This is a genomic window from Granulicatella sp. 20925_1_45, from assembly GCF_041433555.1.
GTDB lineage: Bacteria > Bacillota > Bacilli > Lactobacillales > Aerococcaceae > Granulicatella.
Genome location: NZ_JAPWBR010000008.1, coordinates 47,803 through 73,477, shown reverse-complemented (window position 1 = coordinate 73,477; position 25,675 = coordinate 47,803). Strand labels below are relative to the sequence as shown.

General features: G+C 40.8%; 24 protein-coding genes and 1 other annotated feature. Of the genes, 22 read left to right on the top strand and 2 right to left on the bottom strand.

The annotated features are described in order from the left end of the window. From O3798_RS04125 to O3798_RS04040, 18 genes are all read left to right on the top strand, one after another. The coding region (locus tag O3798_RS04125; protein ID WP_371463515.1) for a nicotinate phosphoribosyltransferase at nt 1–1,241 on the top strand (1,241 nt) is incomplete at its 5' end. 10 nt (nt 1,242–1,251) lie between these two features. Beyond that, the gene (gene nadE, locus O3798_RS04120) at nt 1,252–2,079 is read left to right on the top strand and encodes an ammonia-dependent NAD(+) synthetase (RefSeq protein WP_371463513.1); all 828 of its coding nucleotides are present in this window, start codon (nt 1,252–1,254) and stop codon (nt 2,077–2,079) included. 338 nt (nt 2,080–2,417) lie between these two features. After that, nucleotides 2,418–2,903 carry an NUDIX hydrolase gene (locus O3798_RS04115; protein WP_371463511.1) on the top strand — a complete coding sequence of 162 codons (486 nt, stop codon included), beginning with the start codon at nt 2,418–2,420 and terminating at the stop codon, nt 2,901–2,903. 109 nt (nt 2,904–3,012) lie between these two features. Then, nucleotides 3,013–3,720, top strand: coding sequence for a glucosamine-6-phosphate deaminase (locus tag O3798_RS04110; RefSeq protein ID WP_371463507.1), 708 nt, complete (start codon nt 3,013–3,015; stop codon nt 3,718–3,720). Nucleotides 3,721–3,928: 208 nt separating this feature from the next. Next, on the top strand, nt 3,929–4,663 hold the full coding sequence (locus O3798_RS04105; RefSeq protein WP_371463505.1) for a metal ABC transporter ATP-binding protein: 735 nt from the start codon (nt 3,929–3,931) through the stop codon (nt 4,661–4,663). Then, nucleotides 4,656–5,489 carry a metal ABC transporter permease gene (locus tag O3798_RS04100; RefSeq protein ID WP_048782793.1) on the top strand — a complete coding sequence of 278 codons (834 nt, stop codon included), beginning with the start codon at nt 4,656–4,658 and terminating at the stop codon, nt 5,487–5,489. Before O3798_RS04105 ends, O3798_RS04100 begins: the two co-directional genes overlap by 8 nt. Beyond that, nucleotides 5,482–6,429: a metal ABC transporter substrate-binding protein gene (locus O3798_RS04095; protein ID WP_285252374.1), complete on the top strand. Its 948-nt coding sequence runs from the start codon at nt 5,482–5,484 to the stop codon at nt 6,427–6,429. The genes O3798_RS04100 and O3798_RS04095 overlap by 8 nt, the downstream gene beginning before the upstream one ends. An 80-nt stretch (nt 6,430–6,509) precedes the next feature. Beyond that, on the top strand, nt 6,510–6,896 hold the full coding sequence (locus O3798_RS04090; RefSeq protein WP_371463503.1) for a hypothetical protein: 387 nt from the start codon (nt 6,510–6,512) through the stop codon (nt 6,894–6,896). A gap of 83 nt (nt 6,897–6,979) precedes the next feature. Next, nucleotides 6,980–7,197 (top strand) — a binding site (T-box leader). A gap of 44 nt (nt 7,198–7,241) precedes the next feature. Next, the gene (locus O3798_RS04085) at nt 7,242–8,048 is read left to right on the top strand and encodes a transporter substrate-binding domain-containing protein (protein ID WP_371463501.1); all 807 of its coding nucleotides are present in this window, start codon (nt 7,242–7,244) and stop codon (nt 8,046–8,048) included. Between the two features lie 15 nt (nt 8,049–8,063). Further along, nucleotides 8,064–8,705, top strand: a complete 642-nt coding sequence (locus tag O3798_RS04080; protein WP_371463499.1) for an amino acid ABC transporter permease — start codon at nt 8,064–8,066, stop codon at nt 8,703–8,705. Beyond that, a complete protein-coding gene (locus O3798_RS04075) occupies nt 8,698–9,423 on the top strand; it encodes an amino acid ABC transporter ATP-binding protein (RefSeq protein ID WP_371463497.1) in 726 nt (241 codons plus the stop codon). Before O3798_RS04080 ends, O3798_RS04075 begins: the two co-directional genes overlap by 8 nt. A gap of 125 nt (nt 9,424–9,548) precedes the next feature. Continuing rightward, complete coding sequence (locus O3798_RS04070) at nt 9,549–10,145, top strand: transcriptional regulator (RefSeq protein WP_371463495.1); 597 nt, start codon at nt 9,549–9,551, stop codon at nt 10,143–10,145. Nucleotides 10,146–10,285: 140 nt separating this feature from the next. Continuing rightward, nucleotides 10,286–11,812 (top strand): metal ABC transporter solute-binding protein, Zn/Mn family, encoded by a 1,527-nt coding sequence (locus O3798_RS04065; protein WP_371463493.1) that lies wholly within the window; start codon nt 10,286–10,288, stop codon nt 11,810–11,812. 441 nt (nt 11,813–12,253) lie between these two features. Further along, nucleotides 12,254–12,796: a helix-turn-helix domain-containing protein gene (locus O3798_RS04060; protein ID WP_371463491.1), complete on the top strand. Its 543-nt coding sequence runs from the start codon at nt 12,254–12,256 to the stop codon at nt 12,794–12,796. Between the two features lie 22 nt (nt 12,797–12,818). After that, the gene (locus tag O3798_RS04055; protein ID WP_371463489.1) at nt 12,819–13,925 is read left to right on the top strand and encodes an ABC transporter ATP-binding protein; all 1,107 of its coding nucleotides are present in this window, start codon (nt 12,819–12,821) and stop codon (nt 13,923–13,925) included. Further along, the gene (locus O3798_RS04050; RefSeq protein ID WP_371446784.1) at nt 13,918–14,730 is read left to right on the top strand and encodes an ABC transporter permease; all 813 of its coding nucleotides are present in this window, start codon (nt 13,918–13,920) and stop codon (nt 14,728–14,730) included. The genes O3798_RS04055 and O3798_RS04050 overlap by 8 nt, the downstream gene beginning before the upstream one ends. Further along, complete coding sequence (locus tag O3798_RS04045) at nt 14,727–15,563, top strand: ABC transporter permease (protein ID WP_371463487.1); 837 nt, start codon at nt 14,727–14,729, stop codon at nt 15,561–15,563. Before O3798_RS04050 ends, O3798_RS04045 begins: the two co-directional genes overlap by 4 nt. Further along, nucleotides 15,560–16,630, top strand: coding sequence for an ABC transporter substrate-binding protein (locus O3798_RS04040; protein WP_371463485.1), 1,071 nt, complete (start codon nt 15,560–15,562; stop codon nt 16,628–16,630). The genes O3798_RS04045 and O3798_RS04040 overlap by 4 nt, the downstream gene beginning before the upstream one ends. Nucleotides 16,631–17,160: 530 nt before the next feature. On the opposite strand, the gene O3798_RS04035 is transcribed toward O3798_RS04040, so the two are convergent. Then, complete coding sequence (locus tag O3798_RS04035) at nt 17,161–18,648, bottom strand: DUF1846 domain-containing protein (RefSeq protein WP_371463484.1); 1,488 nt, start codon at nt 18,646–18,648, stop codon at nt 17,161–17,163. Nucleotides 18,649–18,808: 160 nt separating this feature from the next. On the opposite strand from O3798_RS04035, the gene O3798_RS04030 reads away from it, so the two are divergent. Further along, the gene (locus O3798_RS04030; RefSeq protein WP_371463482.1) at nt 18,809–20,095 is read left to right on the top strand and encodes a DUF2974 domain-containing protein; all 1,287 of its coding nucleotides are present in this window, start codon (nt 18,809–18,811) and stop codon (nt 20,093–20,095) included. Nucleotides 20,096–20,154: 59 nt separating this feature from the next. Here the strand turns inward: O3798_RS04030 and O3798_RS04025 are convergent, their stop codons facing one another. Next, nucleotides 20,155–21,345, bottom strand: a complete 1,191-nt coding sequence (locus O3798_RS04025) for an acetyl-CoA C-acyltransferase (protein WP_371463481.1) — start codon at nt 21,343–21,345, stop codon at nt 20,155–20,157. A gap of 236 nt (nt 21,346–21,581) precedes the next feature. Here O3798_RS04025 and O3798_RS04020 point away from each other — a divergent pair, with 236 nt between their 5' ends. The 3 genes from O3798_RS04020 to rlmN all read left to right on the top strand — a co-directional run bounded on the left by O3798_RS04020 (nt 21,582) and on the right by rlmN (nt 25,621). Next, entirely contained in the window at nt 21,582–22,742 is a 1,161-nt protein-coding gene (locus O3798_RS04020; RefSeq protein WP_371463479.1) for a hydroxymethylglutaryl-CoA synthase, read from the top strand. A 779-nt stretch (nt 22,743–23,521) separates the two neighbouring features. Continuing rightward, nucleotides 23,522–24,490: an asparaginase gene (locus tag O3798_RS04015; protein ID WP_371463519.1), complete on the top strand. Its 969-nt coding sequence runs from the start codon at nt 23,522–23,524 to the stop codon at nt 24,488–24,490. Nucleotides 24,491–24,505: 15 nt separating this feature from the next. Next, nucleotides 24,506–25,621, top strand: a complete 1,116-nt coding sequence (gene rlmN / locus O3798_RS04010) for a 23S rRNA (adenine(2503)-C(2))-methyltransferase RlmN (protein WP_371463477.1) — start codon at nt 24,506–24,508, stop codon at nt 25,619–25,621. The last annotated feature ends 54 nt before the right edge of the window (nt 25,622–25,675 follow it).

Below are 25,675 nucleotides of genomic sequence, written 5' to 3'. Positions count from 1 at the left end.
AAGAATTCTTAACATACTTAGAAAACTTCGAATTTAAAGGAAACATCCGCTCTGCAGTAGAAGGGGAACTCGTTTTCGCAAACGAACCACTCGTGCAAGTAGAAGGAACGCTTGCTGAGTGCCAATTAATCGAAACAGCGTTATTAAATATCGTTAACTTCCAAACACTTATCGCAACAAAAGCGAGCCGTGTGCGCATGGTTTCTGGAGATGATCCAGTGCTTGAATTCGGGACTCGTCGTGCGCAAGAATTAGATGCGGCAATTTGGGGAACACGTGCAGCGTACATCGGTGGATGTGATGCGACAAGTAACGTTCGTGCCGGCAAGATGTTTGGCATTCCAGTTTCTGGAACACATGCTCACTCATTAGTACAAGCGTACCGTGATGACTACGAAGCGTTTAAAGCGTATGCCAAGAGTCACCGTGACTGCGTGTTCTTAGTGGATACGTATGATATCTTGAAATCTGGTGTTCCAAATGCCATCCGTGTAGCTAAAGAATTCGGCGACAAGATTAATTTCTTAGGCGTTCGTATCGACAGTGGTGACATGGCGTATATGTCGAAAAAAGTTCGTCAACAATTAGACGAAGCTGGATTTACAAAAGCGAAAATTTACGCGTCAAGTGACCTAGATGAAAAAACAATCCTTAACTTGAAGATGCAAGGTGCTAAAATTGACGTTTGGGGAATCGGTACTCGTTTAATTACAGCGTATGACCAACCAGCGCTTGGCTGTGTATACAAGCTTGTAAGTATCGAAGACGAAAACGGCGTAATGGTGGATACAATGAAGATTTCAAACAATGCGGAAAAAGTATCGACACCTGGTAAAAAACAAGTATGGCGTATTACGCGTAACTCAGATGGCAAGTCTGAAGGGGACTACATTGCGCTATGGGATGAACGTCCAGATCAATTAGACGAACTCTTTATGTTCCATCCAGTCTACACTTATATCAATAAAACAGTGACAGACTTTACTGCGCGTCCAATTTTACAACCGATTTTCAATAACGGAAAATTAGTGTATGAATTGCCAAAACTTCAAGAGATTAAAGCGTACAAAAACGAGCAAATCGAAGCGCTATGGGACGAATACAAACGTATCTTGAACCCAGAGCAATATCCAGTCGATCTCTCTCAAAAGACATACGACCAAAAATTGGCAAGTATTGCGGAAATCAGAGAAGAAGTGCGTCTTAAATCAGAACAGTTGGCCAAAGAAAACGCAAAGTAAGAGGAACGTTATGAGACCATTACAACAAAAAATTATCGAAACGCTTCGTGTCAAACCAACGATCAATCCGGAAGAAGAGATTCGTAAAACCGTCGATTTCCTAAAAGCGTATCTTGTGAAACATCCCTTCTTGAATGGGTATGTCCTTGGGATTAGCGGCGGACAAGATTCAACGCTTGCTGGGAAATTGGCGCAAATGGCAATTGATGAATTAAACGAAGAACAAGACCAAAAAGTGTATCGTTTTTATGCCGTGCGCCTTCCTTATGGGGTGCAAGCAGATGAACAAGATGCCATGGATGCAATTGCCTTTATGAAAGCAACGGATGTACTTCGCGTGAACGTGAAGGATGCAGTAGATGCGTCTGAACGCAGTATTGAAGCCTTAGGAATGGAAATTTCAGACTTCAATAAAGGAAATATCAAGGCGCGTGAACGTATGGTGGCTCAATATGCCATTGCTGGCCAAACGGGCTGTGCCGTTATCGGAACAGACCATGCGGCAGAATCGGTGACTGGTTTCTATACGAAATTTGGGGATGGTGCTGCGGATATCATTCCGTTATGGCGTCTCAATAAACGTCAAGGCCGTGCGATGTTACAAGTACTAGGTGCTCCTGACCATTTATACTTGAAAGTTCCAACGGCAGACCTTGAAGAAGACCGCCCATCCCTTCCAGACGAAGTAGCGCTAGGCGTTACTTACGAAGAGATTGATGATTATCTCGAAGGAAAAGACATCAACGAAAAAGCGGCTGAGACAATTGAAAATTGGTATCGAAAGACAGAACATAAACGTCACTTACCAATTACAATCTACGATGATTTTTGGAAATAAAGATTCGAAGGCTGTTCCTATCAGGCAACTGGTGGGGATGGCTTTTTTGTTTTTTCAAGCAAACCATCTATTGAATTTCAAATTAGGAGTGCTATAATGAAGATAACAATAGTCGGTTAATAGTTTTCAATTTCATTGGAGGTGGTCTTTATGGACTTAGTATTACCAATGTTTCTGGGGACGTTTGCACTGATGGGAGTTGCCTTATATTTGTTTTACTGGATCATCCGATTGGCCGTAAAACATGGAGTAGAATCCCAACAAAGGAAGTCACATTAACGGCTTCAGAAAAAAGATATAGAGGTGGCGTGCCACCTCTATTTTCGTGGAGGAAGACAATGAAAGAAATGAACCATTTTGGAGTGTATGGTGTTTGCATTCGCGAGGGACGCATCCTTTGTATTCGTAAGACGCGTGGACCATACCGCGGGAGATTTGATTTGCCGGGAGGAACGCCGGAAGAAGGCGAGAGTCTGGTTGAAACATTGCGACGAGAAATGTTAGAGGAGACTGGATTCCAAGTATCTGCCATATACCAAAATACGATTCGTGATGTGTTTGTGACCGTTCCAGAAATTGCGCGTGTGCATCATGAGTTTGTGCTATTTACGATTGATGTTGAAGAAAAGAACGCTCAAACGGTAGAGGACTTCGTGACGAGCGAAGAGAAGAATGATTCGAAGGGAATTGTGTGGGTTCCACTAGAAGAAGTGAGCGTTGAAAATGCGTCTCCACTTGTAATCGAGGCTGCACGACCAACAGAGGCATTCGAGGCGAAACATTACGAACAATGGGTGATGTATGGCGAAGATTTTATGAACTAAAATGAATTTAGCTATTTAAAGACCTCTGAATTTTTGTTATAATATAGTTAAGCAGCTGTTCATGTTTTTAGTACCCTTTTATGAAAGGGAATTCAGGGAGGTATTGTTAATGGAAGTTATTGTTGTTAAAACTCAAGAAGAAGGCGCATTAGCCGCTTTTGAGATTTTTAAACGTGCACACGGCGAAGGAGCGAAAGTGTTTGGACTAGCGACAGGCTCAAGTCCAATTGGATTATATGAATTACTTAGAAATAGCGATTTAGATTTTTCAGATCGTATCTCAGTGAACTTAGATGAATATGTTGGATTGGCACCAACGGACGAACATAGCTACGCTTATTTCATGTATGAATATCTTTTCAATGCGAAGCCATTTAAACATAGCTATTTACCAGATGGGATTGCAAAAGACGTAGATGCAGAAGTTGAACGTTATGAACGTGTTCTTCAAGAAAATCCAGTAGACTTGCAGTTATTAGGCATCGGAAGTAATGGACATATCGGATTCAACGAACCTGGTACACCATTCACTCAACGCACACATAAGGTTCATTTAACAGAATCAACCATTGAAGCGAACAAACGCTTCTTCGAAAAAGAAGAAGATGTGCCACGCTACGCTTATTCAATGGGATTACAATCCATCATGGATGCCAAAGAAATCGTGTTAATTGCATTCGGACCTAAGAAAATCCATGCGATTAAAGGATTAGTGGAAGGTCCTATCACAGAGGAAGTTCCTGCAAGTATCCTACAAAAACATCCAAAAGTTACAGTTATTTGTGATGAAGCAGCTGCAGCATTATTAACAAAATAAAGAGTTTGAAAGGGCGTCTTCCGGGCAACGGAAGGCGCCTTTTTGCGCTTTTAAAAGAGAGTTAATCAGCTGATTTAAGCGTGTAAAGGCTTGTTTTCAAAAATTTTCTGAAAATTTTTTGGTAAACCTAAAAAAACACTTGACGAAATTATTTTTTTAGGGTAACCTAATAAATGTAGAATCTACATAAATTGAGGGGATGAATTCATTGATTACGATTAAAAATGTTGGGGTATCGTATGCGATGCAACCACATGTTTTAAAAGATTGTAATGCAACCATTGAAGGACCAACCATTACTGGGATTATTGGGCCCAATGGTGCAGGTAAATCAACATTATTAAAAGCAATATTAGGACTTATTCAATCGTCAGGAGAAATTCTGATTGATGGAGAACCCGCAAAAAAAGTATTACAGAAAATCGCCTATGTCGAACAAAAAAGCCAGATTGACTTTACATTTCCAATCACCATTCGTGAGTGCGTTGCTTTAGGAAGAACCGTTAAAAAGAAACCATTGCAACGATTGACGAAAGAAGATTGGGAAAAAGTTGATACAGCCATTGAAGAAGTTGGATTAACGGATTTAGCATCTCGCCAAATCGGGGCTCTTTCTGGCGGTCAATTCCAACGTGTACTATTAGCGCGTTGCATGGTTCAAGAAGCACAATATATTTTCCTTGATGAACCATTTGTAGGGATTGATATGCTTAGTGAGAAAGTCATTATGACAATTCTCCGTAAATGGAAAGAGGAAGGGAAGACTATTTTAATGGTCAACCATGACTTATCGAAGGTGAGAGAATACTTTGACAAGGTGATTCTTGTCAAACACTCGATTGTAGCCTCTGGAAAAACAGAAGACGTATTCATTAAGAAATACTTAGATGATGTATACGGCGGAAGTGTCTATATTCCACAAGGAGGTGAGCAACATGCATAATTTCATTGAAGGGTTAATGGAATTCCATTTCCTACAAAATGCGCTTGTTTCAGCAGTCGTGATTGGTGCGGTTGCCGGAATTTTAGGATGCTTCATCATTCTAAGAGGGATGTCATTAATGGGGGACGCTATCTCTCACGCGGTATTACCGGGTGTAGCGTTGTCGTTTATTTTAGGCATTAACTTCTTTATTGGAGCCCTGGTGTTCGGGTTATTAGCATCGTTCCTTATTGCATTTGTGAATCAAAATAGTACTATCAAAGGCGATACTGCTATCGGGATTACCTTTAGTTCGTTTTTGGCATTGGGAATTATTTTGATTAGTGTGGCGAAGAGTTCAACAGACTTATTCCATATTTTATTCGGGAATATTTTAGCCGTACAAGATATTGATTTACTCATTACATTGGTGGTGAGCGTGATTGTAGTCGTCGTTATTTTAGCGTATTTTAAAGAATTACAAGTAACGAGTTTTGATCCAGTCTTTGCTCAATCTACAGGGATGAACGTACAATTTTACCACTACTTATTGATGTTCCTCTTGGCGCTTGTATCAATTACCGCGATGCAAAGTGTCGGGACAGTTATGATTGTGGCACTATTAATCACCCCTGCAGCAACAGCGTATTTATATTCAAATCGTCTGAAAACAATGCTCATTTTAGCCGCAACATTTGGCTCACTGTCATCCGTATTAGGATTGGTTATTGGATATACGTTTAACATCGCTATTGGATCAACCATCGTATTAACAGCAGCAGCACTTTTTGTCGTAAGTTTTATCGTTTCACCAAAACAAAGAGAAAGAAGGAAATCTCATGAATAGAATGAAGAAACTCTTTGTAGCAGCACTTGTTGTATTAGGAATTGCAGGATGCGCTACAAGTAAAGATACAAGTAAAGATAATAGTTCAAAGGCAAATACTGAAAAAATCAATGTGGTGACAACCAACTCTATTATTTATGATATGACAAAAAATATCGCCGGTGATTTAGTGAACTTACATAGTATTGTTCCAGTAGGACAAGACCCACACGAGTATGAACCATTACCAGAAGATGTTCAAAAGGTACAAAAAGCAGACTTGATTTTCTATAATGGAATCAACTTAGAAAACGGTGGGGACGCTTGGTTCACAAAGATGGTGAATAATGCGAAGAAAGAAGCGAATAAAGATTACTTTGCAGTGAGTGATGGCGTAGAAGTGATTTACTTAGAAGGCCAAAACGAAGCTGGAAAAGAAGACCCTCACGCATGGTTAAACATCGAAAACGGTGTTATTTATGCGAAGAACATCGCGAAACAATTAATCGCAAAAGATCCAAAGAACAAAGAAACATATGAAAAGAATTTAGCAGCATATGTTGAAAAACTTGAAGCGTTAGATAAAGATGCTAAACAACGTATCGCGAAAATTCCAGAAGAAAAACGTTTAATCGTAACAAGTGAAGGCTGCTTCAAGTACTTCTCTAAAGCATACGATATTCCATCAGCGTACATCTGGGAAATCAATACAGAAGAAGAAGGAACTCCAGAACAAATCACGAAATTAGTTCGTCAATTACGTGCGTCAAAAGTTCCATCATTATTCGTAGAAAGTAGTGTGGATGAACGTCCAATGAAGACTGTTTCTCAAGAAACTGGTCTACCAATCTTCTCAACAATCTTCACTGACTCTATTGCAGAAGCAGGAAAAGATGGAGACAGCTACTACAGCATGATGAAATGGAACCTAGATAAAATTATCGAAGGTTTAAGCAAATAAGAATTAGGAGCTCCTGGGAAACCGGGAGCTCTTTTGTTTTGAGTTTTGAATGAGAATAACAAACAGCGAGGTGAAGAAGAATGAATAAATTTTTAAAAGTGATGTTTATCGTATTAATCACTGCGATGACAGGAGCAATGATTTTCCAAATTTTCTTTCCAGAGGTGATGGGAGCTCACTCGGGATACGGGGTTGCAGTTGGTTGGCAACGAGAAATTGGATTTTGGAATTTGGCGGTTTTGATTATTTTAGTGGCCGTTAATGTTAAGTATGATTGGTTTTATTTAAGAGTCGTTTTAGGAGCACTAATAGTCGGTGGATTAGGGATTGGTACGAATCATCTTCTTGCTTATTTAGAGGGAGCTACCTTTGTCAATCTCGTTGGAGCAATTGAAAACTACCTTCTTGTTGTGGGATGGGCAGTTGGTTGGTATCTTCAAGACAAAATGGAAAAGATGAATCCGTAGGTTTTATCTTTTTTTATGCAAATTTACGATTACCAGTTGACAATCGAAAAGAATGGGTCTAAAATACAAAACAACTTAAGAACATAAATTCATTGACAAAGAGAGTACAGAATTTTGGCGTCGAAAGCGAGATGAGGTAGAGTGGAAGCTCATCGGATTAGAAATTCTGGAAGCGCACTTTGTAGAAAAGATGGGGAAATCGAGTAGCCATCTTCGCAGAAATCTGCGTTAACAAGGAAAAGGATCGGGAAGAAATTCCCCGTCAAAATAGAGTGGTACCACGACAAACATCGTCTCTTATGCGTTTAGCATAAGGGGCGTTTTTATTTTATAAGGAGGTTTCAAATGAAGAAAATCATAGCGATGCTCATCGTGCTTGTCGGCTTCTTGGTAGGGTGCACGAATCAAGTAACAACAGAAAATAGTACAGGTTCGGCTGTTTTAGACCGAATTTATGCCAAAAAGAAAATCGTCATCGGGACGACAGCGGACTACCCACCGTTTGAATGGCATTATATTAATGACGGTAAAGACTCAGTTGTCGGAATCGATATTGATATCGCCAATGCCATTGGGGAAGCACTCGGAGTAGAAGTAGAGATTCGAGAGATGGAATTTAACTTCTTGATTGCTGCGATGAAGTCCGGGAAAGTAGACCTCGTTCTTGCAGGGATTACACCAACCGAAGAGCGTAGTAAGGAAGTGGCATTCACGAATATTTACTACGATTCACATATGGTAGCGGTCGTGAAGAAGACGGATGCCGGTAAGTTCACGTCGCTAGATAGCTTCAATGGGGCAAATGTAGGTGCGCAAAAAGGAACCTCTCAAGAAGGAATTGTAAAAGACACATTGACAGGTGCAACACTCACGTCACAACCCAAAAATCCAACCTTGATTTTAGCGTTGCAACAAGGAAAACTCGATGCGGTGATTATGGATAATATTGCAGCGGATGAGTTTGTGAAGGCGAATTCGGATTTAACGGTTGCTTCGGTAGAAATTCCAAGTGAAGATGCTGGGACTGCAGCCGTGGCACAAAAGGGCAATGAAGTTTTTGTAAAAAAAGTACAAGAAGTGCTCGATCAGTTGGAGTCTTCTGGAAAACTAAAAGAATCGATTATTCGCAATACGAATTTAATGTCAGAATAGAAAGAAGGAAAAAGAATGGAATTGATTATTAAATATTGGCCTCTGTTTCTCGAAGGGGCAACGACAACCGTGTTACTGTCATTCTTCTCTGTAATTGTCGGGGTAGGATGTGGAACGTTAATGGCACTCGCAAGACTTAGCTCAAACAAGTTTTTGTCAAAAGCAGCGAAGGTCTATATCGACATTATTCGTGGAACGCCACTTCTTGTGCAATTGTACTTAGTGTATTTTGGACTCGCGACCGTTCTTGATTTAAATGACTTTGTTTCAGGTGTTATTGCCGTGTCCGTTAACACGACAGCCTATATCGCTGAAATTATCCGTAGTGGGATTCAGTCGGTGGATAAAGGGCAAATGGAAGCCGCTCGTTCAATGGGGATGCCGAAACGAATGGCGATGCGTCAAATTATCTTGCCACAAGCGATGAAAAATATTTTACCGGCCATCGGGAACGAATTTGCGACCTTAATTAAAGAAACATCGATCGTCTCATTAATCGGTATTCACGATTTAATGTACAGCTCGGATACCGTTCGTGGGGCAACGTTTACGGTATTTATCCCACTGTTAATGACGGCGTTCTTATACTTCGTCATGACAACGACAATTGCATTCTTTATGGACAAACTAGAAAGGAAGTTACAAGCCAGTGATTAGAACAGAAGAAATTAAAAAACAATACGACGATAAGCAAGTCTTAAACGGAATTTCCACTCATATTGAACAAGGGGAAGTGCTAGTGATTATCGGTCCTTCTGGATCAGGAAAATCGACTTTCTTACGTTGCCTAAACTTACTAGAAGAACCTACTAGCGGAAAGGTGTTCTTCAAAGACCAATGCATCAATGAAAAAGGGGTGGACCTCGATAGCGTGCGTCAACACTTAGGAATGGTGTTCCAACACTTCAATTTATTCCCGCATTTAACCGTGTTAGAAAACATCACGATTGGGCCAATTCAATTGAAGAAAATCGACAAGGCGGTCGCAGAACAAAAAGCACATGAGCTTCTAGAGAAAATGGGCTTAGTCGATAAAGCGGATGTCTATCCAAACTCACTATCTGGTGGACAAAAACAAAGAATCGCGATTGCACGTTCACTTGCGATGGAACCCGATGTGCTCTTGTTCGATGAGCCAACGTCAGCGCTGGATCCAGAAATGGTCGGCGAAGTGCTAGGCGTGATGAAAGAACTTGCAGCAGGAGGCATGACCATGGTTGTCGTAACGCACGAAATGGGATTTGCCCGTGAAGTGGGAACGCGTTTAATCTTCATGGACGGTGGCGTGATTGTGGAAGAAGGACATCCAAAAGAAGTCCTCGAGAATCCGCAAATGGAGCGTACGCAATCGTTCTTATCGAAAGTATTAATCTAATAGAAGAGAAGTCTTATTTGCGATGATGCGGATAAGACTTTTTTTGTGGGTTGAAAAAAGGTAAACATTTTGCTAACATTATTAAAACTTGTTAGTAATTTGTTTACGTTTTAGGAGGTGAAAGAATGAATCCAAAACAAACAGAAATTCTGGAGTATTTAAAAAGAAATAATGGTATCCTATCTTATCGTGATGTGAAAGAAGCAGGATTAAGCTATCGAACGTATCGAAAAATGATTGAGCAAGAGTTGCTTGAGCCGCTCGGAAATGGTTTGTACGGGTTGGCAGATGACTATATGGATGAGTGGTATTTAATTCAATTACGAAATCCAAAAGGAGTATACGCACTCGATACGGCATTGTGGTTACATGGATTATCGTTAACTGTGCCGTTTGAGAAAACGATGATGTTCCCATACGGAGTGAATACTTCAACTATTAAGCAAGCACAAGAAGTGAAACCTGTTGTGACACGAACTAATTTTGATGTGGGGATTGTAGAAGTTGAACGCCAAAAAGGACAAAGAATCCGTATATATGAAATAGAGAGGACTCTAGTAGAGTGTTTACGTCCGGTATATAAGATGGATGTCCAATTGATTGCACAAGCTTTCAAACTATATTTCCAAAAGGACTCGGTAAACTATCAAAAATTGATGTATTACGCAAAACTCTTCAGAGTCACCGAAAAAATTTATTCATATATTGAGGTGCTATCGTGAAGTTCAAAAATGCTACTAGCGCATGATGCGTTCGTTTCTGTCGAATAATTTTCAGAAAATAATCCTTGCAATGAATCTTGTGAGGTGCTACAATTTAAAACGTAAGAATTACGATTTAAGAAATGGAGACAGAATATATCATGAAAAAAACAACCTTTATTGGATTAATATTGATGTTTGTACTGGTTGCCGTAGGATGTGCGCCAAGTAATTCAAACAGCAAAACACAATCAGGAAAGCTAAAAATTTCAACAACTTTCTATCCGATTTATGATTTTACAAGAAACATTGTAGGGGATGAAGGAGATGTATCGCTCATCATCGGTGCTGGAACAGAGCCACACGACTACGAGCCTTCTGCAAAAGAAATCGCAAAAATGAGCGAGGCAGATGCACTTGTTTATGATAGCGAGTATATGGAAACATGGATTCCTGCAGTTCTAAAGACTATCGAATCTGATAGCAAAGTCAAAGCGATTAGTGCAACTAAAGATATGGTACTCCTTCCTGGCGGTGAAGAGGAAGAACACGACCATGACCACGCTGGAGAAGGCCACAGCCATGAATACGATCCACATGTATGGTTATCACCAGAACGCGCGATTCAAATGGTTCAAAACATTACTAAACAGTTAGTGGAAGCTTTCCCTGACCGTAAAGAAGCCTTCGAGAAAAATGCTAAAGCTTATATCGAAAAATTAACAGCTTTGCATAATGACTACAAAAATGCGTTTAAAGATGCAAAACAAAAGAATTTTGTGACACAACATACTGCATTCCACTATTTAGCATTAGACTACGGTTTAAACCAAGTGGGAATTACTGGAATTTCACCTGAAGCTGAGCCAAGTGCTGCACGTTTAGCAGAGTTAACAAAATACGTGAAAGAAAACGACATTAAGATTATTTACTTTGAGGAAAATGCTTCTGAGAAAATCGCGAAAACATTAGCACAAGAAGCAGGAGTGGAGTTAGCCGTATTAAATCCAATCGAATCTTTAACAAAAGAGGAAATGGATAAAGGAGAAGACTACATCTCAGTAATGCGCGAAAACCTTGAAGCGTTGAAGAAAACAACAGACCAACCAGGAAAAGATATCCAACCAGAACACGCAGAAGACGAGAAGACAGTCTCAAAAGGCTACTTCGAGGACAGTGCTGTAAAAGACCGCACACTTTCTGATTACGTTGGCGAATGGCAATCCGTATATCCTTACTTAGTGGATGGCACTCTTGATCCAGTCTTTGACTACAAAGCAAAAATTGGCAAAAAGATGACAAAAGACGAGTACAAAGCATACTACACAACAGGATATAAAACAGATATTAAAAATATCAATATCACGGATACTACAATGGAGTTCCAAAAAGAGGATGGAACAACTGCTAAAGCGGAATACAAATATGTAGGATACAAAATTCTAACTTACAAAAAAGGAAACCGCGGCGTCCGCTACTTATTCGAAGCCGTGAACCCAGTAGAAGGTGCTCCTAAATACGTTCAATTCAGCGACCACAACATCGCTCCAGTGAAAACAGGACACTTCCACATCTTTATGGGAAATGAAAGCCAAGAAAAACTATTAGAAGAAATGGACAACTGGCCAACATACTACCCATCAAACTTGACAGGGTTGGAAATTGCACAAGAAATGTTGGCGCATTAAAAACAGGATGGCAGAAAGACAGAAACTAAGAATGATTTCACAGTGTGAAGTCATTCTGTTTCGTAGTCTTTCGCCCGCACAGTTTATTAGACTTTCTTGAATCACGAGTGATGAAAAGAAAGTCAATAAACCACTGCGAATAAATTTCTGCAGACACCAAAACAGGATTCGATATCGAATCCTGTTTTTGTTTACTCAAAATTAACTTATAAGTTAATTTTGATTTTTTAAACGATGCAATATTATCATAAAAGATAATTATCATATATGATAATTTCAGCTTTTTTCACGAGAAAAAATAAGCACAAAACCCGCACTATCATGCGAAAAAATATACTCTCAAAAAAGTCCTATTTTTTGAGGTTGATTTGTTGACTATTACTAAACTTAATGTATAATGGTCTTTGTGTTAGTAAACAATTAGTTTAAAAGGAGAAGACAATGGAAATCGGTCATCAACTGCGTGCCCTCCGTATTCAAAAGGGTTTAACGCAAGAAGAGTTAGCAGAGAGAACAGATTTGTCAAAGGGATATATCTCGCAATTAGAGAATGATTTGAGCTCGCCATCAATGGATACGTTCTTTGATATTCTTGAAGTGTTAGGATGCCCTGCAGCGGACTTTTTCGATGAGGGGCCAGAAGAGGCGCTCACGATTTACCGCGAAGAGGATATGACGATGATGGAAGACGCCAAGCACCAAACGACGGTAACGTGGCTCAATCCAGACTCGAACGAGCATGAGATGGAACCCGTGATTCTAGAGTTTGCCGTTGGGGGAGCGTACAAGGCGTTCCAACCGTCACTTGCAGAAACATTTGGGTATGTGCTCGAAGGTTCTATTCAGGTCAAAGTCGGTAAACAAGTTGAAGTAGTTTCCAAGGGAGAGTCCTTCTATTTTGAGGCGAAAGCCAAACACCAAATTAGCAACGCCGCTAAGACAACATCGAAAGTTTTAGTCGTGGCGACAGATTCATATTTATAATTAAGAAAGTTAGGTGCTAGCAATGTCAAACAACACAATTATCTCATTTGAGAATGTGAACAAATTTTATGAGGACACTCATGTATTAAAAAATATTAACTTCGAAATCGAAAAAGGAAAATTCTATACATTACTAGGGCCTTCGGGATGCGGTAAAACAACAATCTTGCGTATTATCGCTGGATTTACAGATGTATCAAACGGAAAAGTGACTTTAAACGGGGCAGACGTTACTAACCTTCCGCCAAACAAACGTAAAGTGAACACTGTTTTCCAAGACTACGCATTATTCCCACATATGAACGTATTCGAAAATATCGCGTTTGGATTACGTTTAAAGAAAACTCCAGAAAACATCATTAAAGAAAAAGTGGCAGACGCTTTAAAAATGGTGCAATTATCTGGATACGAAAACCGTGAAATCTCACAAATGTCTGGGGGACAACAACAACGTGTGGCCATCGCCCGCGCGCTTGTCAATGAACCAGAAGTGCTACTACTTGATGAACCATTATCAGCATTAGACTTAAAACTTCGTACAGACATGCAATACGAACTTCGTGAATTGCAACAACGTCTAGGAATCACATTTATCTTTGTAACGCATGACCAAGAAGAAGCGTTAGCGATGAGTGATGAAATCTTCGTTATGAGCAAAGGGGAAATCGTTCAATCAGGAACGCCAGTTGATATTTACGACGAGCCAATCAACCGTTTCGTTGCGGACTTTATCGGTGAAAGTAATATCGTTGATGGTGTCATGAAAGAAGACTACCTTGTTGAGTTCGTTGGAAAAGAATTCGAGTGTGCCGATGCCGGTATGCGTCCAAACGAAAAAGTTGAGATCGTGATTCGTCCAGAAGACTTATCGTTAACGTCTATCGACAAAGGAAAATTAACAGTTGAAGTGGACACGCAATTGTTCCGCGGAGTCCACTACGAAATCATCTGCTATGACGAAAATGGCAACGAATGGATGATTCACTCAACTCGTAAGGCAGAAGTTGGATCAAAAGTGGGCTTATACTTTGAACCACAAGATATCCACGTAATGCGTTTTGGAGAAAGTGAAGAAGACTTCGACGCTCGTTTAGAAAGCTACGAAGACGAGGTAGAAGAAAATGACTAAACAATCGCGTCTATTATTTTCCATTCCATACTTTATCTGGTTGTTATTATTCGTAGTAACGCCACTTGGAATGATTTTTTATAAATCATTCTTCGACATCAATGGTCAAGTAACGCTTGGAAACTACACGAACTATTTCGCGTCAGGAAACTACTTAGAAATGACATTCAACTCTGTGTGGTACGCATTTCTAGTAACACTTGTAACGCTACTCGTGAGTTATCCAACAGCACTTTTCCTAAGTCGTACAAAACATAAACAACTATGGCTTTTATTAATCATCTTACCGACATGGGTAAACCTACTATTAAAAGCCTATGCATTTATCGGAATCTTTAGCCAAACAGGAACAGTGAACAACTTCCTTTCATTATTTGGATTGGCACCACAAGAATTCCTATTCACTGACTTCAGTTTCTTAACGGTAGCAGCGTACATCGAGTTACCATTTATGATTTTGCCAATCTTCAACTCTATCGAAGAGTTGCCAAGTTCTCTCATTGCGGCAAGCCGCGACCTTGGGGCAACAAAATGGGATACGTTTAGACGTGTTATCTTCCCATTAACGATGAATGGGGTGCGTAGTGGAGTACAAGCCGTATTTATTCCATCACTCTCACTCTTCATGTTGACTCGTTTAATTGGAGGAAACCGCGTGATTACACTTGGTACAGCCGTTGAGCAACATTTCTTAGTAACACAAAACTGGGGAATGGGTTCTACCATCGGGGTTGTATTGATTGTAGCGATGATTATTTTAATGTTTATTACAAGAGACCGTAGAAAAGGAGGCGTATCAGAATGAAATTAGAAAATTATAGCAAGTGGACGAATCTCTACTTAGTTTTCGTATTCGTAGTTTTATACGCTCCGATTTTCTACCTGATTTTTTACTCATTTAACAGTGCTGGTAGCATGAACGGATTCGAGAGTTTCACACTTGACCATTATAAAGCCGTTCTTGCGGATACACGTTTAATCGGAATTGTGTTAGATACACTGATTCTTGCACTCTTATCATCTTTAATTGCGACTGTGATTGGAACTCTTGGAGCCATCATGATCCATTACATCCGTTCAAACCGTCGCAAACAAGTATTATTAGGCTTTAACAATATTTTGATGGTATCTCCTGACGTTATCATCGGTGCCAGCCTTTTAATTCTCTTCACAGTGGTTGGATTCAAACTCGGCTTTATGTCGGTATTACTTGCGCACATCGCGTTTAACATTCCAATCGTTGTACTAATGGTTTTACCAAAATTATCAGAAATGAACCCATCGATGATTACAGCGGCTCGTGACTTAGGTGCTACAAGCTCACAAGTATTAACACGCATCGTTTTACCATCGATTACACCAGGAATTCTCAGTGGATTCTTTATGGCATTTACTTATTCGTTAGACGACTTTGCCGTGACATTCTTCGTAACAGGGAATGGATTCTCAACGATAGCCGTTGAAATCTACTCACGTGCGCGCCAAGGAATCAGCTTAGAAATCAATGCCTTAAGTACATTGATGTTCCTATTCTCATTATCACTTGTAATTGGATATTACTTCATTCAAAAATTCCAACAAAAACGAGTAAATGGGAAAAACGCTGAGAGTGACTTATTGAAAGGAGTCACACTATGAAGCGACTAACGATGTTAATTGGGGCAATCGTAGTATCTTGCCTAGTGTTGTTTGGAATCCGTAAGAATTTTGAAACGGCAACGGCAGGAGATCCTCAAACAATTATCGTATATAACTGGGGAGACTATATCGACCCAGAACTCATTACACAGTTTGAAGAAGAAACGGGTTATAAGGTCATTTATGAAACGTTCGATTCCAACGAAGCCATGCTCACAAAAATTAAGCAAGGTGGAACAAACTACGATATCGCCATTCCTAGTGAGTACACTATCAATAAGATGGTAAAAGAGAACTTACTAGAAAAACTGGATTACTCAAAAATCAAAGGGATGGAACATATCGATCCACGTTTCTTGCATAAATCCTTTGACCCAGACAACACTTATAGCATCCCTTATTTCTGGGGAACGCTAGGAATTGTTTATAATAAGAAAGTTTATCCAGAAGGGTTTATAAGCGAGTGGCGCGATTTATGGAAAACGGATTTGAAAGATTCGATTCTCTTTATCGATGGTGCTCGTGAAATGATGGGGATTGCCTTACAAACTCAAGGGTATTCTCTCAATGAAAAAGACGAAACGATTGTTAAAGAATCTGGTAAGTTCTTGAAGACATTGATGCCAAATGCTAAAGCAATCATCGCTGACGAAATGAAGATGTATATGATTCAAGGGGAAGCAAACGTAGCCGTGACTTTCTCTGGAGAAGCCTCAAAAATGTTGAGCGAGAATGAAGATTTAGCCTATGTGGTTCCAAGCGAAGGAACGAACTTATGGTTTGATAATATTGTCATTCCAAAAACGGTTGGCAACAAGGAAGGCGCGTATGCGTTTATCAACTTCATGTTGCGTCCGGAAATCGCAGCTAAGAATGCTCAGTATGTTGGGTATGCAACTCCTAACAAGGATGCGCTAGCACTCTTACCAGAAGAAATTACTTCGGATGAGAGCTTCTATCCGAGTGAGGAAGCGATGGAAAAAATGGAGGTTTACGAGAATTTAGGAACCGACCTATTATCGCTTTACAACGACCTCTTTTTAGAAGCCAAGATCTTTAGAAACTAAGAAAAATCGAGACACGCTCTCGATTTTTTTTGTGCAAAAAAATGAATAAAGGAACTTCGTTCCTTTGAAATTCGGGAGCAGAGAAATAAGTTCAGAACATCAAACAAATTATAAAAACTACGAACTCTCCTCGGATATCTTCATGATAGTGATAATAGCTGTACCGGTGTGAGCCTTACGTCTCATCACCTATCGAGCCTCAAAGTGACTCTAGGAAATAAATTTCCAGAGTCACTAATTCGCATCGATTACACTCGCTATTATTACTATCATAGAATCCGGGGAGTTCTCCGTTTTTATTAATACATTGATGAATTGATTATTTTAAGAGGCCGAATTTCAAAGTAACGAAGATTTTTTTGAAAAAAGGAGAGAATGCGGACTTTTAGGGTTCTGCTTCTAGAAAGAGGTGTTGGAAAGAGGAATAGGTCTTAGGGACAGCTAGAGGAACAGGGAGAGTGCTGAGACGGGTGCTAGGAGGATGATTGTGCTAATAAAAAAGCCCTCGTCCGATTGGAGAGGGCTGGAGGTTAGTTTGTGTAGTAAAGGTTTGTGCCAGCAAATTGTGGTTCGCAAGTCGCCATCACTCCTAGGCTTCGGAAGGTTTCTTCGTCGGCTTTTTGAAGGATGACGGTGCTGTGTGCTTGTAAGTGGCGCAAGTTTTGTAATTGGTTTTTGGCAGCTTCTGCGGCAGGGTTAGTGACTGCTGAGATGCTGAGTGCGATTAAGACTTCTTTGCTATCGAGTGAGCGGCGTTGGTGTTTTAGAACGTCGCTTCCGAGTTGTCCAATCGCATTTAAAATGACTGGTGGTAATAAATGGATAGAGTCACCAATTTCTGCTAATTCCTTAATGCAGTTGAGTAGGCAGGCTGCGCTGGCTGTCATGGTGTCTGATTGTTTTCCTGTAATGATTTTGCCGTTTGGAAGTTGTAAGGCTACAACTGGGACTTTGGCTTCAGCTTCTTTTTTAAGAGCGGCTTTTACAACTGGACGGTCTTGTGGAGAGAGTCCACTTTCTTCCATGATGTATTTGCCACGTTGAGCTGCTTCCAGTGTTCCGATTCCGCGTTTGTAATCGCATTGGCCTGCGTAGTAACGGCGGATGATTTCTTGGTTGGAAGCTTCGCGAACGACTTCATCATCAGTGATAGCAAATCCGACACGGTTCACGCCCATATCTGTTGGAGAGTTGTAAGGGATTGGGGCGTCGCCGTAAATCTTCGTCAAAATACGACGGAGAAGTGGGAAGGCTTCGATGTCTCGGTTGTAGTTCACGGTTGTTTCACCGTATTTTGCAAGGTGGAAGGTATCAATCATGTTGACATCTTCTAAGTCTGCAGTGGCTGCTTCATACGCCACGTTAACTGGGTGATTTAATGGTAAATTCCATACAGGGAATGTTTCGAATTTAGAATAGCCGGCACGACGTCCACGTTTTGTTTCGTGATACAACTGGCTTAAGCAAGTCGCTAGTTTTCCGCTGTTGGCACCAGGAGCGGTTACGACGACAAGTGGGCGAGTCGTTTCGATAAATTCGTTTGCGCCATATCCTGCGTCACTAACGATGGTTTCGACGTCCATCGGATAGCCTTCTGTGTAGCCGTGCGTGTATACTTTAATTCCGCGACGTTCGAGTGAGTTTTTGAATTGCGTTGCAGCAGGTTGCCCTGTGTAACGAGTGATGAGGACGCTGTTAATTTTAAGGTCCCAATAGTGAAGGTCGTCCATTAAGCGAAGAACATCTTGGTCATAAGTAATCCCAAGGTCACTGCGAACTTTATTTTGTTCGATATCACCAGCGTACACGCAGATAATAATCTCTGCTTGGTCGCGTAGGCGGTGAAGTAATTTGATTTTTCCGTCTGGATCGAATCCTGGCAATACTCGCATCGCGTGGAAATCGCCGATTAGTTTGCCTCCGAACTCTAAGTATAGTTTGTCATAAGCGTTTACTCGTTGAAGAATGAATTGACTTTGTTCTTCAAGGTATTTCTCGCTATCAAATCCTAATTTCATACAACAACCCCCTTAATTTCATTTCAGTAGTATAGCACGAAAAAAGGGCGAATTCTATAGAAAATGACGGCTTTTTGCCCCACAGGAAAAAGAGTTGCAAGTGCCATAATGACAGAGTAGAATAGTAATGGACTCACTCAAAATAATGGAGGATTTTCGTATGAAAAACATGTTGGATTATATTAAAGAGTTTGGGCACGTTTCGTTTGAAGAAAGAGCCTTTTCTGAAATCGACGCATTAGTTTTAACGGAATTAGAGTATTTACCACTTGAAAAAGTTGTTCCAAGCGATGAAAATGGTGAGAATTTTGTCACAGTGAAAGAAATCGCCGAGTATATGCAGGAACATAAACAAGAATTATTCGATGAGAATCCAATGATGATAACGCAGGAGCGACATGAAGTATCGCAAGTGATTGCGGATGCACCTCGTTTCCAATCGTTGAAATTCTTCGGTGTGGTAAGCGTTTGGGATAAAGATACAACAAAACAATTCGCAGCTGTCACGGTGGAAGTAGAACCTAGTGTCAGACTTGTTGTGTTTAGAGGGACGGATGAAACGCTGATTGGCTGGAAGGAAGACTTCCTAATGACGTATTCACCACTTGTTGCGGCTCAGACGGATGCCAAGGAGTATTTAGCCAAACAAGCCAGTCTATTTGATGGGGACTTAATGGTTTCGGGACATTCAAAGGGTGGTAACTTAGCCATTTATGCTGCGGCTACTCAGGAGGAAGACGTGCAACTGCGCATTGTCGATATTTTCTGCTTTGATTCTCCTGGATTGTACCGTTCTGTACTTGAAACAAAAGGATATCAAAATATAGTGCCATTAGCGATGCGTTATATTCCACAAGATTCACTTGTTGGATTAATGCTAGAATCCGAAGTGCCGTATGTCATTGTCAAAAGTAATGCCACCGGTGCGATGCAACATAGCGCCATGACATGGGAGATTGAAGACGGTCAATTTATTAAGATGGAAAAATTAACCAAAAATAGTCAGTTGAATGACCAAACGTTCAAGAAATGGACGGAATCGGTGAGCGATGAAGAACTGGAATTGTTCTGGAATGTGTTCTTTGAACTACTATTTTCTGTTGGAATCGATACGGTGAATGATTTATACGGACAGTTTATGCATTATGTGCAAGAGTTCTTGAAGGCAGCAGGGGATATGGACGAAGAAAAACGTGAATTGTTAACACGTATTGCGCTATTACTCGTTTCGACTCGCTTTGAAGTTTGGAAAGACTCGTTAGATATGTCTGAGATGGTGCCGTTTGAATTGCCTGAGGTGAAATTGCCAACATGGGATGAACTCATGACGACTTTAAGTTGGAAGAAGAATGGCTTTGAGGTCCATTATCGTGCTACTGAGGAAAACGAAGAGATTCGCGCGTACTATCAACAGCGCCACGAACAAAAGAAACACGAAGAGCAATAAAAAGAGAGTTGTCCAAAATTCACTTATAAGTGAATTTTGGGCAACTCTTATTATTTATACTATTGTTCGCGTTCAATCGCGATGGCAACACCCATACCGCCGCCTACACAGAGGGAAGCGACACCGATTTTACCGTCGAGTTGGTCGAGAGCATTGATCAGTGTGACCACAATACGAGTACCAGAAGCACCGATTGGATGGCCTAGCGCAATGGCACCACCAAATGGATTTACTTTTTCAGTTGGAATCTTCAAGTCTTTGATGACCGCCATGCTTTGTGCGGCGAATGCCTCGTTCAGTTCAAAGACATCCACTTTTTCAAGCGGAATTCGTGTACGCGCCACTAATTTTTGAATGGCAGGGACAGGACCGATTCCCATAATCGAAGGATCGACACCAGCTTCGGCATAGCCTTTCAAGGTTGCAAGAATTGGAAGGCCAAGCTCTGTTGCGTATTCACGTGTTGTCATGATGACACAAGCGGCACCATCGTTAATTCCAGAGGCGTTTCCGGCTGTTACTGTTCCGTCTTTTTTGAAGGAAGGTTTGAGACCAGCAAGACTCTCAAGATTCGTGTTTGGACGGATGAATTCGTCCGTTACTTTTAAGTCGTCGGATTTTGTTTTGCGATTGAAGACTGCTACGGGAGTGATTTCGCTAGCGAAACGTCCTTCTTCTTGTGCTTTAGCGGCTTTTTGTTGCGAAGCCACAGCGAAAGCGTCTTGTTCTTCGCGTGTAAATCCGTATTTTTCAACGATATTTTCAGCGGTAATTCCCATCGCGTCTTGTGAGTAGGCGTCCGTTAATCCATCATTAAATAAAGAGTCGACTAATGTCACAGGGCCATTTTTTGGAGCAAAGCGTTGTTGTAATAAATGCGGTGCAAGGCTCATATTTTCCATACCGCCGGCTAAAACGATTTTGGCGTCTCCTAGTCGAAGGACTTGTGCGGCTGAAATAATGGCTTTTAGTCCAGAGCCACAGACTTCATTAATTGTTACGGCAGTACTTGCATGATTCAGTCCAGCTCCAAGTCCGACTTGACGAGCTGGATTTTGTCCAAGGCCTGCTTGTAAGACATTTCCAAAGATGACTGTATCAATTTGTTCAGGTGAAAGATTCGCTTTTTGGATGGCAGCTTTTGCGACCGTTGTTCCTAATTCGATAGCAGAAGTGGTAGCAAATTGCCCGCCAAATTTACCAATCGCAGTACGTGTGGCACTCACGATGACGATATCATTTCCGTTCATATTTTCATTCCTTTCCAGTCTATATTTCCTATTTCGTTTCTATTTTATAAGATTTTGCATAAGAAACCTATCAATTTAGTACAAATAATTAGTAAAGAATTGTTTAAATTCCCTAACATTTGGTGAATTCAATTGTCCTAACGGCGAATTTTTGCTACTATAGTGTGTGCTAAGAAAGAACAGGAAGCTCTATTTGTGTTTGGAGAGCTTTATTCGTAAAGGAGAACAATAAAACAATGAATATAGGGATAGATAAGATTGGCTTCTTCGTACCACCGACTGCATTAGATATGGAAGCATTAGCAGCCGCGCGTGGAGTAGAGCCAGCTAAGTACACGATTGGAATTGGCCAGTCTACAATGGCAGTAGCACCAGTGACGCAAGATATCGTGACTTTAGCCGCAAATGCTGCGTTATCAATCATTGATGATAAAGACCGTGAAGATATTGATATGATTTTATTTGGGACAGAAACAGGAATCGATCAATCGAAATCAGCTGCGGTTTATATGCAACGCATGCTTGGATTATCAAACCGTGTTCGTAGTGTAGAATTAAAACATGCCTGCTACGGGGCAACAGCTGCCTTACAATTAGCTAAAGGGCATATTGCCTTAAATCCAACTTCAAGAGTACTAGTTATCGCAAGCGACATTGCTAAATACGGATTAAACTCTGGCGGGGAGCCAACACAAGGTGCCGGAGCAGTCGCAATGGTTGTTTCTAGTGACCCACGTTTACTCGTTTTAGATAACGAAACAAGCTTATTCACAGATGACGTGATGGACTTCTGGAGACCAAACTATGCAGCGTATCCAATGGTAGATGGAAAATTCTCAAACGAGCAATACATCCGTTTCTTTGCAGAAGTATGGAACGACTATCAAGCAAAAACAAATGCGCAATTCTCAGACTTTGACGCGATTTGCTTCCATTTACCATATACAAAAATGGGGATGAAAGCCTTCAAGCCATTCTTAGAAGAAATGAGCGAAGAGGAACAAGAACGCTTTACGGCGCGTTACCAAGAAGCAGCCGTGTATAACCGCCAAGTTGGAAACATCTACACAGGTTCATTATTCTTAAGCTTCATCTCATTATTAGATAACAGTTCTGTTTTAGTAGCCGGAGACCGCATCGGATTCTTCAGCTATGGATCAGGAGCCGTTGGGGAATTCTTCGCCGGAGAATTAGTCGAAGGCTTCGAAAACCAATTGCATATCGCAGAACATAAAGCGTTACTAGAAAATCGCAAAATGTTGACAGTAGAAGAATACGAAGAAATCTTCACAGAAGTGGTGGACGCAAGCGGTGAACAAACTTTCACACGCGAAGACAACAGCCCGATTACATTAACAGCCGTTGTTGACCACCAACGTCAATACACAATTAAATAAGACGCAAACCGTAGCCCGTGTAAGGCTGCGGTTTTTTTTGTTGAAGATGCAAAAAATAAAAATGTAGCATATATGTTACATTTCAAATTTTAAAATTAAAAGTAAAATATAAACGTTGAAATGATGCGGTTTTTAGCGGTTTGTTCAACAACCTAGTTTTAGAAGCATTGCACAATTTCGGAAGATAGTAGTAAAAATCCGAGAAAAAATCAAAAAAATTTTTTTCAGTCACACCCAACTTTAAGTTGCCAAAAAACCTCAGAAACTCCTATGGGATGCACTTTATATCACCCAGCAAGATTCCTTCAAACTGAGTGGCACAACACTTTTTTTCATTTTTTTATAAGGGATTTGAATAAAATGCACAAAAAGTGATACCGAAGAAAGTTGCTGATTTTATAATCGCAGTAACAGGAAATCGCATCGGAGAAGAGGGAGAAAGACAGAAATCTCTTAAATACATTAATGTATTTAGGGGATTTCGTTTTCTTTCCCCCACAAAGTTGAATAGGGATGAGCAAGCTAGACATAGCGAAGCTCATCCCATTCAACCACTGTGCTTAGGCGAAGTAGGGACTTGTTCCGTACTTCGCGTTTGAAGCTTCGAAGGTGCAAGACCGAGGCTTGCACCGGTGCCCTGTAACAGCGATTATAAAAATAATCCGCAAGGATTCGAAGGTATCATCTTTTTTGTGCGTATTTACTTACAAATACTTCGGCACTTTTTGCTGTTTTGTGGTATCCTATGTAAAGAGAAAATGAAAGAAAGTAGTAGCGCCATGAAGAAAATTATCGTCATAAACACCGGTGGTACGATTGCCATGAGTGAAGACCGCTCAACCGGTAACGTAACCCCAACAAGCACAAACCCATTAACCAACTCCGACACCATTTTTGCCCCAATCGCAAGTGTCGTCGTAGAGGATCTATTTAATCTTCCGTCTCCACATATGACAGAGGAAAAAATGTGGGAAGTTCAAAAGCGAATCGTTCAAGCGCAACAGGAAGGCTTTGACGGAGCGGTGGTGACTCACGGAACCGATACATTAGAAGAGACGGCGTATTTTTTAGAGTTAACAACAGATGGAACATTCCCAATCGTTTTAACGGGAGCGATGCGTTCCAGCAATGAAATCGGAGCGGACGGGTTAGCGAACTTACGCAGTGCCATTATTACGGTAACGAGTCCAGAGAGTGTGGATAAAGGCGTTCTTGTCGTGATGAATGATGAAGTTCATGCGGCAACATATGTGACAAAGACACATACTACAAACGTTGCGACTTTCCAAACACCAACCTTTGGACCGCTTGGATTAGTATCAAAGAGTGAAGTCATTTACTTCCAAAAATTCTTACATCATGAATATTATCCAATTAAAGAACTCTTGGATAAGGTATACTTATTAAAAGCATATGCTGGAATGGATTCCATGTTATTTGATGCCATTGCCGATTCAGATGCCAATGGAGTAGTCATCGAAGCTCTTGGGGCAGGAAATCTTCCTCCAATGGCACTTCCTGGATTGCAACGTTGCTTAGATAAAGGGATTCCAGTCGTTCTGGTATCCCGCGCATTTAACGGTGTAACGTATGACGTCTATAATTATCTTGGCGGAGGCAAACAGCTTCATGAAGCAGGAGTGATTTTCACAACAGGGCTTAGCGGACAAAAGGCTCGTGTGAAATTATCGGTGTTATTAAGCGCTCATGCAAACAGAGAAACAATCATTAGAGCATTTCAAGTATAGGAAAGAGGAATAGATATGGTTAGAAAAATTGGACGAGTGGTTCGTCAATATGAAGGAAAACCAATTATTTACGGCATGCCACTAGAAGAGCTAACAGCTTGGTTTGAAGCAAAAGGCGAAAAGAAATTCAGAGCAGGTCAATTATGGGACTGGCTTTATCGCAAACGTGTAACTAGTTTTGAAGAAATGACAAACTTACCGAAAGCACTGATTGAACAATTACAAGAAGAGTTCACATTCCCAGTGTTAAACGAACGTATCAAACAACAATCAACAGACGGAACACGTAAATTCCTCTTTGAATTAGCAGATGGCCTCTTAATCGAAACGGTATTAATGCCACAAGAATACGGCTTATCCATCTGTGTGACGACACAAGTAGGATGTAATATCGGATGTACTTTCTGTGCCAGCGGGATTATCGCAAAACAACGTGACCTCGTTGCTGGGGAAATCGTGGCGCAAGTCATGCACGTACAACGCACATTAGACGAAGTGTCTCCTGGGGACCGTGTCAGCCATATCGTAGTCATGGGGATTGGAGAACCATTTGATAACTATGATAACGTGATTAAGTTCTTGAAAGTGGTCAACTCTGATAAAGGGCTTGGAATCGGGGCTCGTCATATCACTGTATCTACAAGTGGTTTGGCTCCGAAGATTCGTGAGTTCGCAGACGAAGGATTACAAGTCAACCTTGCATTATCACTTCATGCGCCAGATAACGATACACGTTCTCGTATCATGCGTATCAACCGTAAATATCCAATCGAAGTCGTGATGGATGCCATTAATGAATACATTGCTAAAACCAATCGTCGTGTAACCTTCGAGTACATCATGCTCGATCACGTGAATGATTCGGTGGAACAAGCGCAACAATTGGCTGACCTTCTAGCGGATAAAAAACGTCTTTCATATGTCAACTTAATTCCGTATAACAAAGTTCGTGAACATGACCAATATGAACGTAGTGGAAAAGAACGCGTAGTAGCCTTCTACGATGTGTTGAAGAAAAACCACATCAACTGTGTCGTTCGTAAAGAATTCGGACATGATATCGAAGCAGCCTGCGGACAATTACGTTCAAGCCAAATGAAACGTGACCGCGCTGAAAAAACAAAAGCATAATGAAATAAATGAACCGCACCTGAATGGGTGTGGTTTTTTATGCAAAAAAGGAAA

Bases quoted from the DNA above. Each gene is read 5' to 3' on its own strand.
- nadE (WP_371463513.1), top strand. From the start codon at position 1,252: ATGAGACCATTACAACAAAAAATTATCGAAACGCTTCGTGTCAAACCA.
- O3798_RS04115 (WP_371463511.1), top strand. From the start codon at position 2,418: ATGAAAGAAATGAACCATTTTGGAGTGTATGGTGTTTGCATTCGCGAG.
- O3798_RS04110 (WP_371463507.1), top strand. From the start codon at position 3,013: ATGGAAGTTATTGTTGTTAAAACTCAAGAAGAAGGCGCATTAGCCGCT.
- O3798_RS04100 (WP_048782793.1), top strand. From the start codon at position 4,656: ATGCATAATTTCATTGAAGGGTTAATGGAATTCCATTTCCTACAAAAT.
- O3798_RS04095 (WP_285252374.1), top strand. From the start codon at position 5,482: ATGAATAGAATGAAGAAACTCTTTGTAGCAGCACTTGTTGTATTAGGA.
- O3798_RS04090 (WP_371463503.1), top strand. From the start codon at position 6,510: ATGAATAAATTTTTAAAAGTGATGTTTATCGTATTAATCACTGCGATG.
- O3798_RS04085 (WP_371463501.1), top strand. From the start codon at position 7,242: ATGAAGAAAATCATAGCGATGCTCATCGTGCTTGTCGGCTTCTTGGTA.
- O3798_RS04080 (WP_371463499.1), top strand. From the start codon at position 8,064: ATGGAATTGATTATTAAATATTGGCCTCTGTTTCTCGAAGGGGCAACG.
- O3798_RS04070 (WP_371463495.1), top strand. From the start codon at position 9,549: ATGAATCCAAAACAAACAGAAATTCTGGAGTATTTAAAAAGAAATAAT.
- O3798_RS04065 (WP_371463493.1), top strand. From the start codon at position 10,286: ATGAAAAAAACAACCTTTATTGGATTAATATTGATGTTTGTACTGGTT.
- O3798_RS04060 (WP_371463491.1), top strand. From the start codon at position 12,254: ATGGAAATCGGTCATCAACTGCGTGCCCTCCGTATTCAAAAGGGTTTA.
- O3798_RS04055 (WP_371463489.1), top strand. From the start codon at position 12,819: ATGTCAAACAACACAATTATCTCATTTGAGAATGTGAACAAATTTTAT.
- O3798_RS04050 (WP_371446784.1), top strand. From the start codon at position 13,918: ATGACTAAACAATCGCGTCTATTATTTTCCATTCCATACTTTATCTGG.
- O3798_RS04045 (WP_371463487.1), top strand. From the start codon at position 14,727: ATGAAATTAGAAAATTATAGCAAGTGGACGAATCTCTACTTAGTTTTC.
- O3798_RS04040 (WP_371463485.1), top strand. From the start codon at position 15,560: ATGAAGCGACTAACGATGTTAATTGGGGCAATCGTAGTATCTTGCCTA.
- O3798_RS04035 (WP_371463484.1), bottom strand. From the start codon at position 18,648: ATGAAATTAGGATTTGATAGCGAGAAATACCTTGAAGAACAAAGTCAA.
- O3798_RS04030 (WP_371463482.1), top strand. From the start codon at position 18,809: ATGAAAAACATGTTGGATTATATTAAAGAGTTTGGGCACGTTTCGTTT.
- O3798_RS04025 (WP_371463481.1), bottom strand. From the start codon at position 21,345: ATGAACGGAAATGATATCGTCATCGTGAGTGCCACACGTACTGCGATT.
- O3798_RS04020 (WP_371463479.1), top strand. From the start codon at position 21,582: ATGAATATAGGGATAGATAAGATTGGCTTCTTCGTACCACCGACTGCA.
- O3798_RS04015 (WP_371463519.1), top strand. From the start codon at position 23,522: ATGAAGAAAATTATCGTCATAAACACCGGTGGTACGATTGCCATGAGT.
- rlmN (WP_371463477.1), top strand. From the start codon at position 24,506: ATGGTTAGAAAAATTGGACGAGTGGTTCGTCAATATGAAGGAAAACCA.